Here is a 14769-nt window from a genome sequence, read left to right on the forward strand (position 1 = left end):
CGCAGCTCACATCGGTGGCAGGGTCTTCTCCCCGAGCCAGGAATCCCAGAGCCGGCGCAGCGGTTCGTCGGTGTAATGGGTTGCCAGGTCGGTGAACTGCTCACTCGTGACCGTGGAGTGACGATGAGCCAGAGTCCACTGCCGCAGCAACGCGAAGAACTTGTCGTCGCCGAGCCGGCGTCGTAATGCATGGAGCGTGAGCGCGCCGCGCTTGTAGACGCGGTCGTCGAACATCAACTGCGGCCCCGGATCGGCGATCACCAGATCCTGCGGTTTCCGGGCCAGGCCCTGATGCGCCTGGACTGCGAGTCGGTGCGCCGAAGGCCCACCGGAGTTCTCCGACCAGATCCACTCCGCGTAACAGGCGAAGCCCTCGTGCAGCCAGATGTCCCGCCACTGGCCGAGTGTCAGGCTGTTGCCGAACCACTGGTGGGCGAGCTCGTGCGCCACCAGCCGTTCGGACCAGCGCCGGCCGGTGCAGTGATTGGCGCCGAAGATCGACAGTCCCTGCGCCTCGAGCGGGATCTCCAACTCGTCGTCCGTGACGACCACCGTGTAGTCGGCGAACGGGTAGGGGCCGAACAACCGGCCGAACACGTCCATCATCTGAGGCTGCCTGCCGAAGTCCACGTCGAACGACGCACGCAGTCGCGGCGGGTGGACGGCGAACATCGGAACACCGCCCGACGCGAAGCTCCGGCGTTCGTACGGTCCGATCTGGATGGTGGCCAGATAACTCGCCATCGGCTCGGTCTGCTCGTACACCCAGGTCGTCTGGCTCGCCCGAGTCTGCTTGCTGACCAGTGCACCGTTGGCCACCGTGTAGTACGGCGAATCGGTCGTGATCGAGATGCGGTAACTGGCCTTCGAACTCGGGTGGTCGTCGCAGGGGAACCAGGACGCGGCCCCATTGGGCTGACTGGCGACGAGTGCGCCCTCGGACAGTTCCTCCCAGCCGACCTCGCCCCACACGCTGCGGATCGGTTTCGGGGTACCGCCGTACTGGACGGTGAGCACCAGGGCGCCGCCTGCCGGGATCGTCTGGGCAGGCGTGACGATCAGCTTGCCGTTCCGGTGCAGCCACTTCGTGTTGCGGGAACCGTTGGTCGCGACCTTCGTGACGTGCAGGTTGGACGCCAGATCCAGCGCGAACCGCGTACGGGCCTCGGTGGTGACCGCCGTGATCGTGGCCTTGCCTGCCAGCCGGTTGCTGTGGACCTTGTAGGTGAGGTCGAGTTCGTACCGGGACACCCGGTACCCGCGGTTGCCGTTCTGGGGGAGGTACGGATCGACCGGCTCGTCGATCCCCTTGTCGAGCTTCACGTCGCCGGCCACGGGGCGATCGGGTTGCCCTGCCATCGCGTGGACGGCGGCACCGTGTCGCCGCGCATGACGAGTGAGGCCGGACCGACCGTGGCGCCTTCGCCGATCCGGGCGGCGGGCAGCGCGACACAATGCGGGCCGAGGGTGGCGCCCGCTCCGAGGATGACGGTGTCCATGGACATGATCCGATCATGGAACAGGTGAGTCTGCACGACACACCCCCGTTCCACGGTCGCGCCGTCGCCCAGCGTCACGAGATCCGCCTCGGGGAGCCAATAGGTCTCACACCACACACCCTTGCCGATGGTGGCGCCGAGGCCCCTCAACCAGACGTTGAGCACGGCAGTGCCGGTGGCGGCACGGGCGAACCAGGGCGCGGCGACGGTCTCCACGAAGGCATCCGACACCTCGTTCCGCCACACGAACGAACTCCACAACGGGTGCTCGATCTTCCCGATCCGACCCACCACCAGCCACTTCGCGATCACGGAGATCAGCCCGGCGACCGCGCCCGCGACGAGGAGGACGATTCCACTGGCCAGCGCCGCGAGCCAGAAGCCGACGCGGTCGGCCATCGCCTGCAGCGCGAACAGCACGCCGAGGCCGATTCCGAACGTCACCATCACCGGGATGAGGCGGCACGTCTCCACGAACGCGCGCGCGACCTTGAGCCGGACCGGGGGACGGAACGTGCGGGACGCGTCGGTGTCGCCCGGCGCCCTACGGAGGCGGACGGGGGGACTGCCCAGCCAGGACGAACCGGATTTCGCCTTCGACGGCGTGGCCGAGAGCACCGCGACGAGACCGTTCTTCGGGACCCGCCGGCCGGGACCGGTCATCCCGGAGTTGCCGAGGAAGGCGCGCTTGCCGACCTTCGCGTGTTCGATGTGCATCCAGCCGCCGCCGAGTTCGTAACTCGCGATCATCGTGTCGTCGGCGAGGAACGCGCCGTCCGCCACGGTGGTGAACTTCGGCAGCATGAGGACGGTCGACGCTTCCACGTTCTTGCCGATCCGAGCGCCGAGCAACCGCAGCCATCCCGGCGTCAGCAGGCTCGCGTACAGCGGGAACAGGAAGGTGCGGGCGGAGTCCATGAGTCGTTCGGTGGCCCACACCTGCCAGCCGATGCGACTACGAACCGGGTGGTACCCCTCGCGCAGCGCGATGGACAGCAACCGGACGGACACGACGGTGAGGACGGCGAACACGGCGAGGCTGACGAGCGTCGCGGCGGGCAGGATCACCAGCGACTGAAGTACGGCGGACCCGATCGTGCCGGCGTCGCGGATCCACCACCCGATGACCACGATGCCGGCGACGAGGGCGAAGATCGGCAGTCCGGCGATGAGCATCGACGTCACGCCGAAGATCGGCACCCAGTAGGACGCGCGACGCGGGGTCTCCTCCGGCCACGGGTGGACGGCCTTGCCGACCTTGACCGCCGGTGAACCGGCCCAGTGCTGATTGGCCTTCACACGTCCGAAGACGGCGGAACCGGCCTCGACTTCGGCGTTGCGCCCGATGGTGGCGCCGGGAACCAGCGTGGACCGGGCACCCACCGACGCACCCGGACCGATCTTGATCGCACCGATGTGGACGACGTCTCCGTCGACCCAGTGCCCGGACAGATCGACCTCGGGTTCCACGGAGCAACCGTCGCCGAGTTCGAGCATGCCGGTGACCGGCGGGAGCGTGTGCAGGTCGACTCCCTTGCCGACCTTGGCGCCGAGCGCCCGCGCGTAGTAGAGCATCCACGGCGCGCCGGACAGGTTCGCGGCGCCGCTGGCCTCCGTCAGGCGCAGCGCGACCCACAGTCGCAGGTGCTCGCTGCCGCCTCGGGGATACGTTCCCGGTTCGAGTCCGCGCAGCAGGATCCGTGAACCGATCACCGAGATCGCCATCCGGCCGACCGGGCTGATGAACGCGAGGAACGCGAGCAGAATCCACCACCACGACACCGTGGGAGCCCACGACACCGTCGTGAACCACGAGAAGACGTTGTTCGCGATGGCCAGCCACGTGACCCACTGCAGGCCCGTGAGTGTGGTGAGCGGAACCGTGGCCGCGATCTGCGCGAGCTGGCTTCGACGCGGAGTCGGCGTGACGATGCGGGGTTCGGCGGCGTCGATCGGCGCCAGCTCGTCGAGGTATTCCGCGAGCGAACCGAGCCGCGGATGGTCGTAGAGCTGCGCGACCGTCACTTCGGGGAACCGTTCGCGCAGTGCCGTGACCAGCTGGGCTGCCGAGAGGGATCCGCCGCCGAGCTCGAAGAAGTCGTCGTCGGAGCCCGTGATCTCGGCGCCGAGAATCGCCGTCCACAGCCCGGCGACCCAGGCCTGCGTGCCCTCGAGCCCCAGTTTCTCCGCGGCGTCGTCGACACCCGGCGGGGGCCAGGGCAGGGCGTTCCGGTCGACTTTGCCGGACGTGCGGGTGGGGAGTTCGTCGACCCGCACCAGCCGGGGAACCAGCGCCGCCGGCAGCTGCTCGGTGAGCGCCGCGTGCGCCGCCTTGAGGTCGAATTCGGGGTTGGTGCTGGCCAGATAGCCGACGAGGATCTGGTGACCGGCACCGGTCCTGCGCACGGCCGCGGCCGCACCGCCGACGCCGGGAAGGTTCTGCAGGGCGTTGTCGACCTCACCCAGTTCGATCCGCCTGCCACCGAGTTTCACCTGATCGTCGGCGCGACCCTGGAACAGGAGTCCGCGGCGGTCGAGGCGGACGAGGTCGCCGCTGCGGTAGGCGCGATCCCAGCCGAGTGTCGGCATCGGCGCGTACTTCTCGGCATCCTTGTCGGGGTCGAGGTAGCGGGCCAGACCGACACCGCCGATGACCAGTTCGCCGACCTCGCCCTCGGGTACGGGTTCACCGGATCCGTCGACCACCGCGAGGTCCCAGCCGTCCAGCGGGAGACCGATGCTGACCGGACTCCTGCCGTCCATCCGCGCGCCGCAGGCCACGACGGTCGCCTCGGTGGGGCCGTACGTGTTCCACACCTCGCGTCCGTCGACGGCGAGCCGCTCCGCCAATTCGGGTGGGCAGGCCTCGCCGCCGAAGATCAGCAGGCGCACGGCCTCGAGGGCCTCGGCCGGCCACAGCGATGCCAGGGTCGGCACCGTCGAGACGATGCTGACGTCGCGTGCGACGAGCCACGGGCCGAGGTCCATGCCGCTGCGCACCAGGGACCGGGGCGCGGGCACGAGGCAGGCGCCGTGACGCCACGCGAGCCACATCTCCTCGCAGGACGCGTCGAACGCGACCGACAGCCCGGCCAGTACCCGGTCTCCGGGCCGGATCGGGTCTTCCTGCAGGAACATCCGGGCTTCGGCATCCACGAACGCCGCCGCGTTGCGATGGTTCACCGCGACACCCTTCGGGGTGCCGGTGGATCCGGAGGTGAAGATGATCCAGGCGTCGTCGTCGACGGTCGGCGGGCGGGCGCTCGGTGACTCGGCCCTGGCCGGCGCCGTGCCCGCGGTGATCCCGGTGCCGGTCACCACGCACCGGACCTGCGCCTCACCGAACACGAGTTCGGCGCGTTCCTCGGGGTCGTCCGCGTCGACCGGCACGTAGGCGGCGCCGACGGCGAGCGTCGCCAGGATGGCGACGTAGAGCGAGCAGGACCCGGAGGGCATACGGATTCCGACGCGATCGCCGGCCCCGACTCCCGATTCGGCCAGGACCTCCGCGGTCTGCCGGATCTCCTCGAGCAGTTCCTGGTAGGTCAGCGACGTCGAGCCGTCGTCGATCGCCGGGGCTTCGGGGTTCGCCTCGGCCGTCGCGACCAGGATGTCGACGAGGGTGCGCGGCGCCGGTGCGAATTCACGGCGGAGGAATTCCCGGGGTATACGGAGCGACAGGTCCGAATCCGTCGGCGACTGGAGAGACAATCCAGAATTCCTTCTCTGAGCGGGTGGTGGTGCGTACGGCTCGTTATCTCACGATCAAGTGGCCAGATGGTGAACAGTTGGTGGTTGGCAAAGCTTCTTCGACCATTCTTCACCCGCAGTTGCCACTTCTCTCATCTCACATGTCGAAGTTTCCCCCGCTTCTTCGTCGTCTGGTCAGAAGGAGCACCCGAGTTCCTTCTTTTCGAGGAAGGATGACCTCATGTACTACCTGGCATTGCTGGCCGACGAGAAGAACGCCACCGAATGGGCACCGGACAGTCCGGAGTTCGCGGTGGCCGTTGCGCGCCACCAGGCGTTCACGGAGAGAGCGGGCTCCGCGATCGTCGGAGGTGGTGCCTTGTATCCGAGCGCGGAGGCGGCGACCATCCGGAACGAGGGCGGCCGCGCGCTGATCACGGACGGTCCGTTCGCGGAGACCGCGGAGGTGATCGGCGGCTTCTACGTTCTCGAGGGACCGGACCTGGACGAGGTGCTGAATGTCGCGCGGCACATCCCCGAGGCGATCATCGAGTTGTGGCCGATGTTCGAGTGGATGCCCGTGACCGATCAAAAAGGCTGCTGGATGGCGCTGCTCCGCGAACCGGTGGCGGCGGCGGTGTCACCGGGAACACCCCAGTGGGACGAGGGGATGGCCGAGCACGAGAAGTTCGGTCGCCTCGCCGGGTCCGCGGTGCGTGGTGGCGGAGCCCTGTATCCGCCGGACTCCGCGACGACGATCCGCGTCCGCGACGGGGAACTTCTTCTCACCGACGGCCCCTTCGCCGAAACCGCCGAGGTCGCGAACGGCCTGTACGTGCTCGCAGCCGACGACCGGGAGAGCGCGATCGCGTTGTCGGCGAAGATCCCGGTGTCGCCGAAAGGCTGCATCGAACTCCGGCAGATCGTCGCCTTCGCCGAGTAATGGACGGCGACACGCTGAGCCGCGTCTTCCGGGAGGAGTCCGGTCGGGCGCTGGCCACCGTGGCTCGGATGGTCGGCGATCTGTCCCTCGCGGAAGACGCGGTGCAGGAGGCGTTCGCCGAAGCGATCCGCAGCTGGCCGGGGGCGGGGATGCCGAAGAACCCGGGAGCCTGGATCACGACCGTCGCCCGCAACCGGGCACTGGACCGGTTGCGTCGGGAGTCGTTGCGCGGCGACAAGGAGCATGATGCGGCGCGGCTCGTTCCGCCTCCGGACGAGGAAGAGGTGTGGCCGGTGCGGGACGACCAGTTGCGGCTCATGTTCACGTGCTGCCACCCCGCGCTGTCTCCGGAGTCGCAGGTCGCGTTGACTCTCCGTCTGGTGGCCGGGCTGAGGCCGGCGGAGATCGCCCGGTTGTTCCTCGTCCCGGAACCGACCGTGTCCCAACGGCTCAGCCGCGCGAAGTCGAAGATCCGGACGGCCGGTATCCCGTTCCGGGTTCCGCCCGACCATCTGCTGCCCGAGCGCACCCCGCAGGTGCTCGCCTGCATCTATCTGGTGTTCACCGAGGGCTATTCGGCGACGTCGGGCGACACCGCGATCCGGGACGAACTCTGCGAGGAGGCGCTGCGGATCGGCCGCTTGCTGTGCGAGCTGATGCCCGACGAGGGTGAGGCGTGGGCGCTGATGGCGCTCATGCTGTTTCACGACAGCAGGCGCGCCCAGCGAACGGACGGCGCGGGTGATCTCGTCCCCCTCGAGGACCAGGACCGTCGGCGCTGGGACCGGGCGAAGATCGAGGAAGGCGTCGTGTGCCTGCGGGCCGCACGGCGCAGGGGAGGCGGTCCGTACGGCGCGCAGGCCACGATCGCGGCCGCCCACGCGACCGCGCCGAACTGGGCGGCCACCGAGTGGAACACCGTCGTCGCCGGATACGACGAACTCGCCACGTACGGTGACTCGCCCGCTGTCCGCCTCAATCGTGCTGTCGCAGTGAGCTTCCGTGACGGCCCCGACGCCGGCCTCGCCGAGTTGGACGCGCTCGCCGGGGAGTCGAGGCTGGCGCGGACGCACACCATGCACGCGACCCGCGCCGACCTGCTGCGCCGAGCGGGCAGGCCGGCGGAGGCGAGCGCGGAGTACCGCGCCGCGATCGGCCTGGCGGCGAACGAACCGACCCGGCGATTCCTGGTGAGGCGGCTCGCGGAGGTGGACAGCGAGAACAGTGCCCGCTAGATCCGCCCGCGAGGCTGGTGCTGGGTGATGCAGTGGATGCCGCCGCCCCGAGCGAAGATCTGCCGGGCATCGACCGTGACGACGCGGCGACCTGGGTAGACGCTAGACAGGATGTCGCGGGCGAGGGCGTCGTGGGGGTCGTCGAAGCCGCACGCGATGACGCCGCCGTTGACGACGAGATGATTGATGTAGCTGTAGTCGACCCAGCCCTCCTCGTCACGCAGGACCGTCGGGGCGGGCACCTCGACGATCCGCCACGGCGTACCGGAACGGTCACAGCTGTCGGACATCACCTTCAGGATCTCGGCGGTCACCTCGTGGTCGGGGTGGGATCGGTCGCGCTGGGAGTGCACCAGAGCCACCCCGGGTGCGAGCAGCGCCGCGACGATGTCCACGTGCCCCTTGGTGCCGAATTTCTCGGAATCCCGCGTCAGGCCGCGAGGGAGCCAGACGACGTGCTCGGCACCGATCGTGCGCGCGAGCTCCGCCTCGACTCCCGCCGCGTCCAGGCCGGGGTTGCGCAGCGGGTCGAGTTGCACGGTCTCGGTGACGAGCACGGTGCCGCGACCGTCGACCTGCATCCCGCCGCCCTCGTTGACCATCGACGACGGGACCGGCTCCGCACCGGACCACCGGGTGACAGCCGAGGCGATCGACCGGTCGCGACCCCAGGTGGCCCACTCCTGTTGTCCCCAGCCGTTGAACGTCCAGTCGACGGCACCGAGACGGTCGTTCTCGTCGAGGACGAACGTGGGTCCGATGTCGCGCATCCAGGCGTCGTCGAGGGGAGCCTCGACCACGTCGATGTCGGAGGACAGGTATTGCCGGGCGACGGTCCGGTCCGCCGGATCGATGACCATGGTGACCGGTTCGAATTCGGCGATCGTGTGGGCGACGGCCGTCCACGCGGTCCGCGCCTCGTGCGCGTCGTCCGCGGTCGCGGTCATCGAGGCCCCGACGGGCGGGAACGCCATCCACACCCGGTCCTGCGGTTCGGTCTCGCTCGGCATCCGCCAGGTCATGACCGGGTCTCCGCGGCGGTTAGCGTCGCCGGAAGTCCGTAGGGGTGCTCGTGGTCCACGGGATCCGTCAGCCGGGTGTACGTGTCCGGCCGGCGGGTGGTCAGGAACGGGAAGAGGTCGAGCCAGTCCTTGCGCTGATCGAGGTCGAGATCGGCCACCAGGACCGCCTCGTCGTCGCGGGGCGCCGACACCAGCACGCGGCCGTAGGGGTCGGAGATGAACGAGGAACCGTAGAAGTCGATGCCCCCCTCGTTGCCGCAGCGGTTCGGGACCACCATGAATGTGCCACTGGTGATGCCATTTCCGACGATCACGTGCTGCCAGATCGGCTGGGTGTCGAAGGACGGGACGCTCGGCTCCGATCCGATCGCGGTGGGGTAGACCAGGATTTCGGCGCCGCCGAGCGAATACATCCGCGCGACTTCGGGGAACCATTCGTCCCAGCACGTCGGCAATCCGATGGCGGCACCGTCCAGTTCGGCCGGGCGGTAGACGGGGTAGGCGTCGTCGGCGGGACCGCCGCGGAAGTAGATGTCCTCGTAGTAGCCGGCGCTGACGGGGATGTGCAGCTTGCGGGTCCGGGAGAGCAGTTCGCCGGACGGGGCGACGAGGATGGCGGTGTTGAAACCGAGACCGTCCGGGGCGTCGGCTCGTTCGTAGAGGGAGGCGTGGACGCAGACCCCGTGCCGGGCAGCGGCGGCCGCCGCGAAACGGTACGTCGGCCCGGTCATGAGCTCCTCGGCGTCGCGGCCGGGGGTCCCGGTCGCGCGGGTGTCGGCGGGGTACTTCGACAGCGTGAGTTCCGGCAGGAACACCACCGCGGCGCCGAGTGCGGCCGCCTCGCCGATCGCGTCGGTCAACGCGGTGCGCAATGCGTCCGCATCGGGACGCCAGCGGTGCTGCACCAGCCCGACCCGCAGCGGCGTGCGGGCGGATTCGGTGAAGCGCGCCGGTGAGGACGGTGCGGGCAGTGCGGTGATCGTGCGGATGGTCATGGTTCTTCCTTCGGTGTGGATGTGACGGGGGTGTCGGCAGTGGGGTGGGTGGGTTCGGACATCACGACGTCGATCGCGCCGAGCAGGTGGGCGTGGGCGTCCTCGGTGGTGATCTCCTTGCAGAGCCACCGCCCGGACAGTCCCTCGACGAGGGCGGTCATCGTGACCGCGGTGCGCTGGGGGTCGAGCGAGGGGGAGATCTCTCCGGTCGCCTGCGCCTGCCCGATCGCGTCGGCGATCTCGGCGACCCAGGCCGCGGTGGTGCGGGCGAGCGGCTCCCGCAGTGCCACCTCGTACACGGCGGCGGCGCGTAACTCGTTCCAGGCCAACGAGTTCTCCAGCACCTCGGGGCGATCCTGAATTTCCCCGAGGAGAGAGCGGGTGAGGCGGTCGCGGGCGGAGTCGCTCGATCCCTCACCCTCGCTGCGGTAGGCGCGCGCACGGTCGTTGATGTAGTTCAGGGCGGCCTCGAGGAGGCCGATGCGATCCTTGAAGTGGTAGTACAGCAGGCCCGGCGACACGCCCGCGACCTCGGCGACATCGTTGACGCGAAGCCCGCGGATACCTCGTTGGGCAATGGCCGTCGCGCTGGCCTTCAGAATCGCATCGCGTCGCTCGCTCATCGGTGAATCTCCTTCGGTTCGTGTCGTCCTAGGACGTCGGCGCCTCGACCGGGGCCACGTGTTCGGGCCACAGTCGCAGCGCGACGAGGTAGCCGGCCACGGCGATGGCCGACGATCCGACAAGACTGACATCGACACCGTGCGCGATGTCGGCAAGGGGCCCGGAGTACAGCGACGTGTCGACGGCGAGGATGCCGAACACCGACCCGGCCGCCCACGGGACGACGGCGCGCAGGTTCCAGCCGCCGGTGAACCAGTACCGCCCACCCTTGCGGCCCAGGTTGAAGACCTGGAGGTCGACCGCGTCGTACTGCCCTCGCCGCGCAATCAGGAAGCCGGCGACGTTGATCGCCACCCACGGCGCGGCGAAACCGTTGAGCACCAGGGTCATCGCGGTGATCGAATCGACGGCGTCGACGACGAAGACGCCGATGTAGAGCAGGGCCACCGCGAGCGCCGACGTGATCAGCGTGGTGTGGACGCGGCGCAACCGGGGGATCAGCGCTTCCAGGTCGAGGCCGCTGGCGTAGACGTTGAGGACGCCCTGCCCGAGTCCGCCCGCGAGGGCGACGAGGACGATCGGCAGCACGTACCAACCGGGCGCCTCCGCCACCAGGTCGGCAACGTAGGAGTCGCTGAGCGTGGTGAACGTCGAGGCGGTGAACGACCCGAACGCCGCGGTCAGGAACAGTCCGAAGAAGATGCCGGCCATGGTGGCCGCGACGATCGAACGGTCGCTGAACCGCACCCGGGAGATCCGCCTGCTGTAGTCGCCGAGCGTCGGGGCGTACGACAACGGACCGCCGACGGCGAGGACCACGGCCAGAATCCAGGTGGGCCAGAATCCGCCGAGGAGATAGTCGCCGCCGCCCGCGCCGCCGTCGAAGCGACCACCGAATGCGAAGACACCGAGCAGGAGCAGCGCGGCGACGACGGGCAGCACGAACTTCTGGAGCGCGACCACCGTGCCGTGGCCGAACAGCGCGACGGCCACGATCTCGGCGGCGATGATGCCGTAGCCGAGCGCGAGCATGCCGTTGTCGACCGGGGTGCCGAGCAGGCGGTGGGCGGCGGCAATCAGCGCGTCACCCGAGGTCCAGACCGCGATCGCGGCGTACGCGAGGGCGAAGAGCAGCGTGAGACCGGATCCGATCATCCGTCCGCTCACTCCGAAATGCGCACCACTCGACACGGTGTTGTTCGTGCCGGTGCGCGGACCCAGGAGTGACAGGGGAGCGATGAGGAGCGTGCCGAGGCCGATGCCGACCGCGCTGGCCGCGACCGCGCTGCCGAACCCGAGCCCGAACGTGATGGGGAGCCAGCCGAACACGATCACCGAGAACGCCAGGTTGCCGCCGAAGAACACGGCGAGCATGTTGAGCGGTCGCGAATCGCGCTCCGATTCGGGGATGTACTCCACGCCGATCGTTTCGACGTGTCCGAAGCGGTCCTCCGGCGGGGAGGGGGCGGTGTCGTCGAGGGGCGTCGCCGGGTCGAGATTCGTGGACACTGCGGACCTCACATTCTGGGGGCGGAGGTGACCGTCATCACGTCCTGTTGGGTACCGAAGATATTCCAAACTGAAAATTCAGTCAAGACCTGCGAGCGACGTGCACCACCGATGGCGGTGCGAAGTTTGCGCTACGACGACCGGGCTTCCCGCAGAACACCGCCGCGTCCTGTGCGGCTCCGCAGGGCAGTCTCGGCGTCCGCAGCGCGAACCGGATCGTGTTCGGCGACCCCGCCGCCGTGCGGCCGTGGGACTGCACACCCAAGAAGGACCCGAACAGGTTGGCCCTCAACCCGATTGCACATCAGCTCGCCCCGCTCCGCGCGGCGACCCCCAACTGACGCGAGTTCACGGGCGCGGATCCCGGACTCCCGGGTTTCGGGTTGACAACTGCGCGTCGATCCTGCAATCTTCGAAACAGGTCACGAGTACCAGCGTCAAGCCCCGGCTAGCTGGTCGGCAACCCTCCACCGCGGCGGGGTGCTCCGGGTGACGACCAGGCTGAGGTCCATACCGGATCCGGCAAGCGCGGACTCCGAGAGGGCACCGACCCTGCGACGAGTCCCTGACTACTAGGGATGTCGTGATGACTGCTGTATTGACCGCTGACGTGTGTGTTGCCCCCCTGGCTCAAGTTTCGGGCTCCGACCTGCGGGTTCCGCTCGTTCAGGGCGGTGACTGCACCTACGTCAACTTCGACTACGCCGCCAGTGCGCCGGCGTTGGCGCAGGTGACCGACCGAATCGGGGCACTGCTTCCGACGTACTCCAGCGTGCACCGCGGCGCCGGCTACGCGTCGCGGGTGTCGACCGAGTGCTACGAGAAGGCCCGCGACTCGGTCGCCCGGTTCGTCGGAGCCGGCGAGGACCAGGTGGTGGTCTTCACCCGGAACACGACCGACTCGTTGAATCTGCTCGCCGGCTGTGTCCCCGGCAGCACCGTGGTCCTCGACATCGAGCACCACGCGAACCTGCTGCCGTGGAAGAACTCTCGTGTCGTGAGGGCGGCGGACACGCTGGACGAGACCGTCCGCCTGCTCGTCGCCGAACTGTGCTCCAAGCCCACCGCCCTGCTCGCGGTGACGGGAGCGTCCAACGTGACCGGCGAGGTGCTGCCGATCGCCGCCCTCGCCGAGGTGGCGCATCGTTGCGGCGCACGGATTCTCGTCGACGCCGCTCAGCTCGCACCGCACCGACGCATCGACATCGAGGAGTGGGGTGTCGACTACCTCGCCTTCTCCGGGCACAAGCTGTATGCCCCCTTCGGCTCCGGCGTGCTGGTGGGCCGCCGGGACTGGCTCGACGCCGCCGAGCCCTACCTCGCAGGCGGCGGAGCGGTCCGGAACGTGACCGTCGAATCCACCCAGTGGGCGCCCGCCCCCGCCCGGCACGAGGCGGGGTCGCCCAACGTGCTCGGCGCGGCGGCGCTCGCCGCCGCGTGCGATGCGCTGTCCGAGCTGGACTTCGGCACGGTGGCCGAACACGAGGCGGCGCTCACCGGCCGGCTCCTCGACGGCCTCGGCTCCGTCGACGGCCTGGAGTTCCTGCGGCTGTGGTCGGACGCGCCCGACACCGTGGGGATCGTGACGTTCACGATCGACGGGTTCGAGCCGGGAGAGATCGCCGCCTACCTGTCCGCCGAGCACGGAATCGGAGTTCGCGACGGGCGTTTCTGCGCCCATCCGCTGCTGGGACGCCTCGGCCGGCCCGACGGCGCCGTGCGCGTGAGTGTGGGTCTCGGAAGCTGCTCCGAGGACGTGGATCGGCTGGTCGACGCGGTGCGCACCCTGGTGGCGGGGCGCCGGAACTGGACCTACGCCAAGGAGAGCGGCCAGTGGAATCCGGTGCCGGAGACTCGTTTTTCGCGGGACGCGCTAGTATGACCGCATGGCATCGCAGGCTGGGAGCACAATGATTGCTCACTGGTGCCGTCGGCATGTCGATCTGTGCCGAACCGCCTCGGGTATGTGTTCGAGCTGACCGGTCTTCCAGCTCCGTTTCATTCACACGTCATTCCCGAGGAACCCCAATGTCTCGAGACAATGTCTTCGCTTCCCGTCCCCTTCGCGTCGCCGTCGAACTGACCGGATCGGGCCACCACCCGGCGGCCGAGGGTGCCGCAGGCACGCGGCCGATCAACGGCGCGGACTACTGGGTGGACCTGACCGCCGACTCGACGGATCAGCTCGACCTCACGTCGTTCCCGCCGAACGTCGTCCGTATCCGGGCGTCCGATCTGCGTGAGGCGCAGCAGGAACGGGCGCGGATCCGCGCCGAACTCGTCGCCGACGGTCGCGACCCCGACGGCGTCACCGTCCTGGTGGACCTCGAGGTGCTCATCGCCGGAGAGGCCCGCGCCGCGCGTAAGGAGCTGGCCCTCCTCGACAGCGCGCTGGAGACACCGCGTGCTCCGTTGTCGTTGCAGTACATCGGAACTCCGGTCGGCCTTGCCGGGCTCATCGCCGACATCCAGGCGGCCGGCGTCGCCGACGGTGTGACCCTGCTGCCGCTGTCGCTGCCCAGGGTTCTGGAGCAGCTCGTCGACGGCACCCTCCCGTGGCTGGAGGAGCGAGGTCTCGTCACCTCCGCCGACGCCGTCGACGAAGCACTGCGTCGCTTCGACCTCCCCCTCCGCGAGCGGGTACTGGCGTCCTGAGCAGGTCAGTTGCCGTTGTTCGCTGAACCCAGCGGCGTGGGCCGGTAGTACCGGCCCTCGTGATACAGCAGGGGAGCCGACGCGGAATCGTCGTCTGCCTCGGCATGGACTCGGGTGACGAGGCCGATGACGAGTGTGTGATCGCCGACGGGAATCAGCTGGTCCACGATGACCCGCAACCAGCTGGGAGTTCCGTGGAGGACCGGTTCGCCGGTGTCGAGTCGCGCCCAGAGGGACACGTCGGCGAACCGCTGGTCGGCGCTTCGGGAGAATCGCTGAGCCAGGTGCTGCTGGTGCTCGCCGAGGAGGTGGATCACCAGCGAATCCGCGGAATGGAGTGCCTCGATGCTGGACGAGGTGTTCGCGATGTTGAAAGACACCAACGGCGGGTCCAGTGAGACGGACGAGAACGAGGATGCGGTGAAGCCGACGGGGCCGGATCCCGCGTCGAGGGTCACGATGGTGACGCCCGCCGGGTGACGACGCAGGGCTGCGCGGTAATCCTCTGCGCAGATTCCGGGGGCGAGTTGAGGGTCGCGGGGGAGGTCCGAACCATCGACGGTTTCGGCGTTCTCGGCTCTGTCGGACAAATCATTC

At 68.9% G+C, this 14769-nt stretch carries 12 protein-coding genes, 1 pseudogene and 1 riboswitch; of the genes and pseudogenes, 6 read left to right on the forward strand and 7 right to left on the reverse strand.

Going from position 1 to position 14769, the window contains the following annotated elements:
* Nucleotides 1–6: 6 nt before the first annotated feature.
* Both ACFWAY_RS27060 and ACFWAY_RS27065 read right to left on the reverse strand, forming a co-directional pair.
* A complete protein-coding gene (locus tag ACFWAY_RS27060) occupies nt 7–1359 on the reverse strand; it encodes a M1 family metallopeptidase (protein WP_378453583.1) in 1353 nt (450 codons plus the stop codon).
* A complete protein-coding gene (locus ACFWAY_RS27065; RefSeq protein ID WP_378453582.1) occupies nt 1320–5210 on the reverse strand; it encodes a Pls/PosA family non-ribosomal peptide synthetase in 3891 nt (1296 codons plus the stop codon). Before ACFWAY_RS27065 ends, ACFWAY_RS27060 begins: the two co-directional genes overlap by 40 nt.
* A 220-nt stretch (nt 5211–5430) precedes the next feature.
* Here ACFWAY_RS27065 and ACFWAY_RS27070 point away from each other — a divergent pair, with 220 nt between their 5' ends.
* Both ACFWAY_RS27070 and ACFWAY_RS27075 read left to right on the forward strand, forming a co-directional pair.
* Nucleotides 5431–6132: a YciI family protein gene (locus tag ACFWAY_RS27070; protein ID WP_378453581.1), complete on the forward strand. Its 702-nt coding sequence runs from the start codon at nt 5431–5433 to the stop codon at nt 6130–6132.
* Nucleotides 6132–7367, forward strand: coding sequence for an RNA polymerase sigma factor (locus tag ACFWAY_RS27075; RefSeq protein WP_378453580.1), 1236 nt, complete (start codon nt 6132–6134; stop codon nt 7365–7367). Before ACFWAY_RS27070 ends, ACFWAY_RS27075 begins: the two co-directional genes overlap by 1 nt.
* Here the strand turns inward: ACFWAY_RS27075 and ACFWAY_RS27080 are convergent.
* From ACFWAY_RS27080 to ACFWAY_RS27095, 4 genes are read right to left on the reverse strand one after another with little or no spacing between them, the layout of a single operon-like run.
* Nucleotides 7364–8389: an agmatine/peptidylarginine deiminase gene (locus ACFWAY_RS27080; protein WP_378512839.1), complete on the reverse strand. Its 1026-nt coding sequence runs from the start codon at nt 8387–8389 to the stop codon at nt 7364–7366. The genes ACFWAY_RS27075 and ACFWAY_RS27080 overlap by 4 nt on opposite strands.
* A complete protein-coding gene (locus tag ACFWAY_RS27085) occupies nt 8386–9384 on the reverse strand; it encodes a nitrilase-related carbon-nitrogen hydrolase (RefSeq protein ID WP_378512840.1) in 999 nt (332 codons plus the stop codon). The genes ACFWAY_RS27080 and ACFWAY_RS27085 overlap by 4 nt, the downstream gene beginning before the upstream one ends.
* Entirely contained in the window at nt 9381–10007 is a 627-nt protein-coding gene (locus tag ACFWAY_RS27090; RefSeq protein WP_378453577.1) for a TetR/AcrR family transcriptional regulator, read from the reverse strand. Before ACFWAY_RS27090 ends, ACFWAY_RS27085 begins: the two co-directional genes overlap by 4 nt.
* Nucleotides 10008–10035: 28 nt before the next feature.
* A complete protein-coding gene (locus ACFWAY_RS27095) occupies nt 10036–11517 on the reverse strand; it encodes a purine-cytosine permease family protein (RefSeq protein WP_378512841.1) in 1482 nt (493 codons plus the stop codon).
* Between the two features lie 146 nt (nt 11518–11663).
* Between ACFWAY_RS27095 and ACFWAY_RS27100 the strand changes: the two are divergent.
* From ACFWAY_RS27100 to ACFWAY_RS27115, 4 genes and pseudogenes are all read left to right on the forward strand, one after another.
* A pseudogene (locus ACFWAY_RS27100) lies at nt 11664–11858 on the forward strand (mammalian cell entry protein); the annotation flags it as partial.
* 79 nt (nt 11859–11937) lie between these two features.
* A riboswitch (SAM riboswitch) is annotated at nt 11938–12052 on the forward strand.
* Nucleotides 12053–12103: 51 nt separating this feature from the next.
* Nucleotides 12104–13399, forward strand: a complete 1296-nt coding sequence (locus ACFWAY_RS27105) for an aminotransferase class V-fold PLP-dependent enzyme (RefSeq protein ID WP_378453575.1) — start codon at nt 12104–12106, stop codon at nt 13397–13399.
* A gap of 28 nt (nt 13400–13427) precedes the next feature.
* Nucleotides 13428–13496, forward strand: a complete 69-nt coding sequence (locus ACFWAY_RS27110; protein ID WP_369325290.1) for a putative leader peptide — start codon at nt 13428–13430, stop codon at nt 13494–13496.
* A 49-nt stretch (nt 13497–13545) separates the two neighbouring features.
* Complete coding sequence (locus tag ACFWAY_RS27115; protein ID WP_378453574.1) at nt 13546–14172, forward strand: hypothetical protein; 627 nt, start codon at nt 13546–13548, stop codon at nt 14170–14172.
* 5 nt (nt 14173–14177) lie between these two features.
* Here ACFWAY_RS27115 and ACFWAY_RS27120 read toward each other — a convergent pair whose 3' ends face one another.
* Nucleotides 14178–14687, reverse strand: a complete 510-nt coding sequence (locus ACFWAY_RS27120) for a flavin reductase family protein (RefSeq protein WP_378453600.1) — start codon at nt 14685–14687, stop codon at nt 14178–14180.
* Between the last annotated feature and the right edge of the window lie 82 nt (nt 14688–14769).

It is taken from the genome of Rhodococcus sp. NPDC059968 (assembly GCF_042738615.1).
Lineage (GTDB): Bacteria > Actinomycetota > Actinomycetes > Mycobacteriales > Mycobacteriaceae > Rhodococcus_F.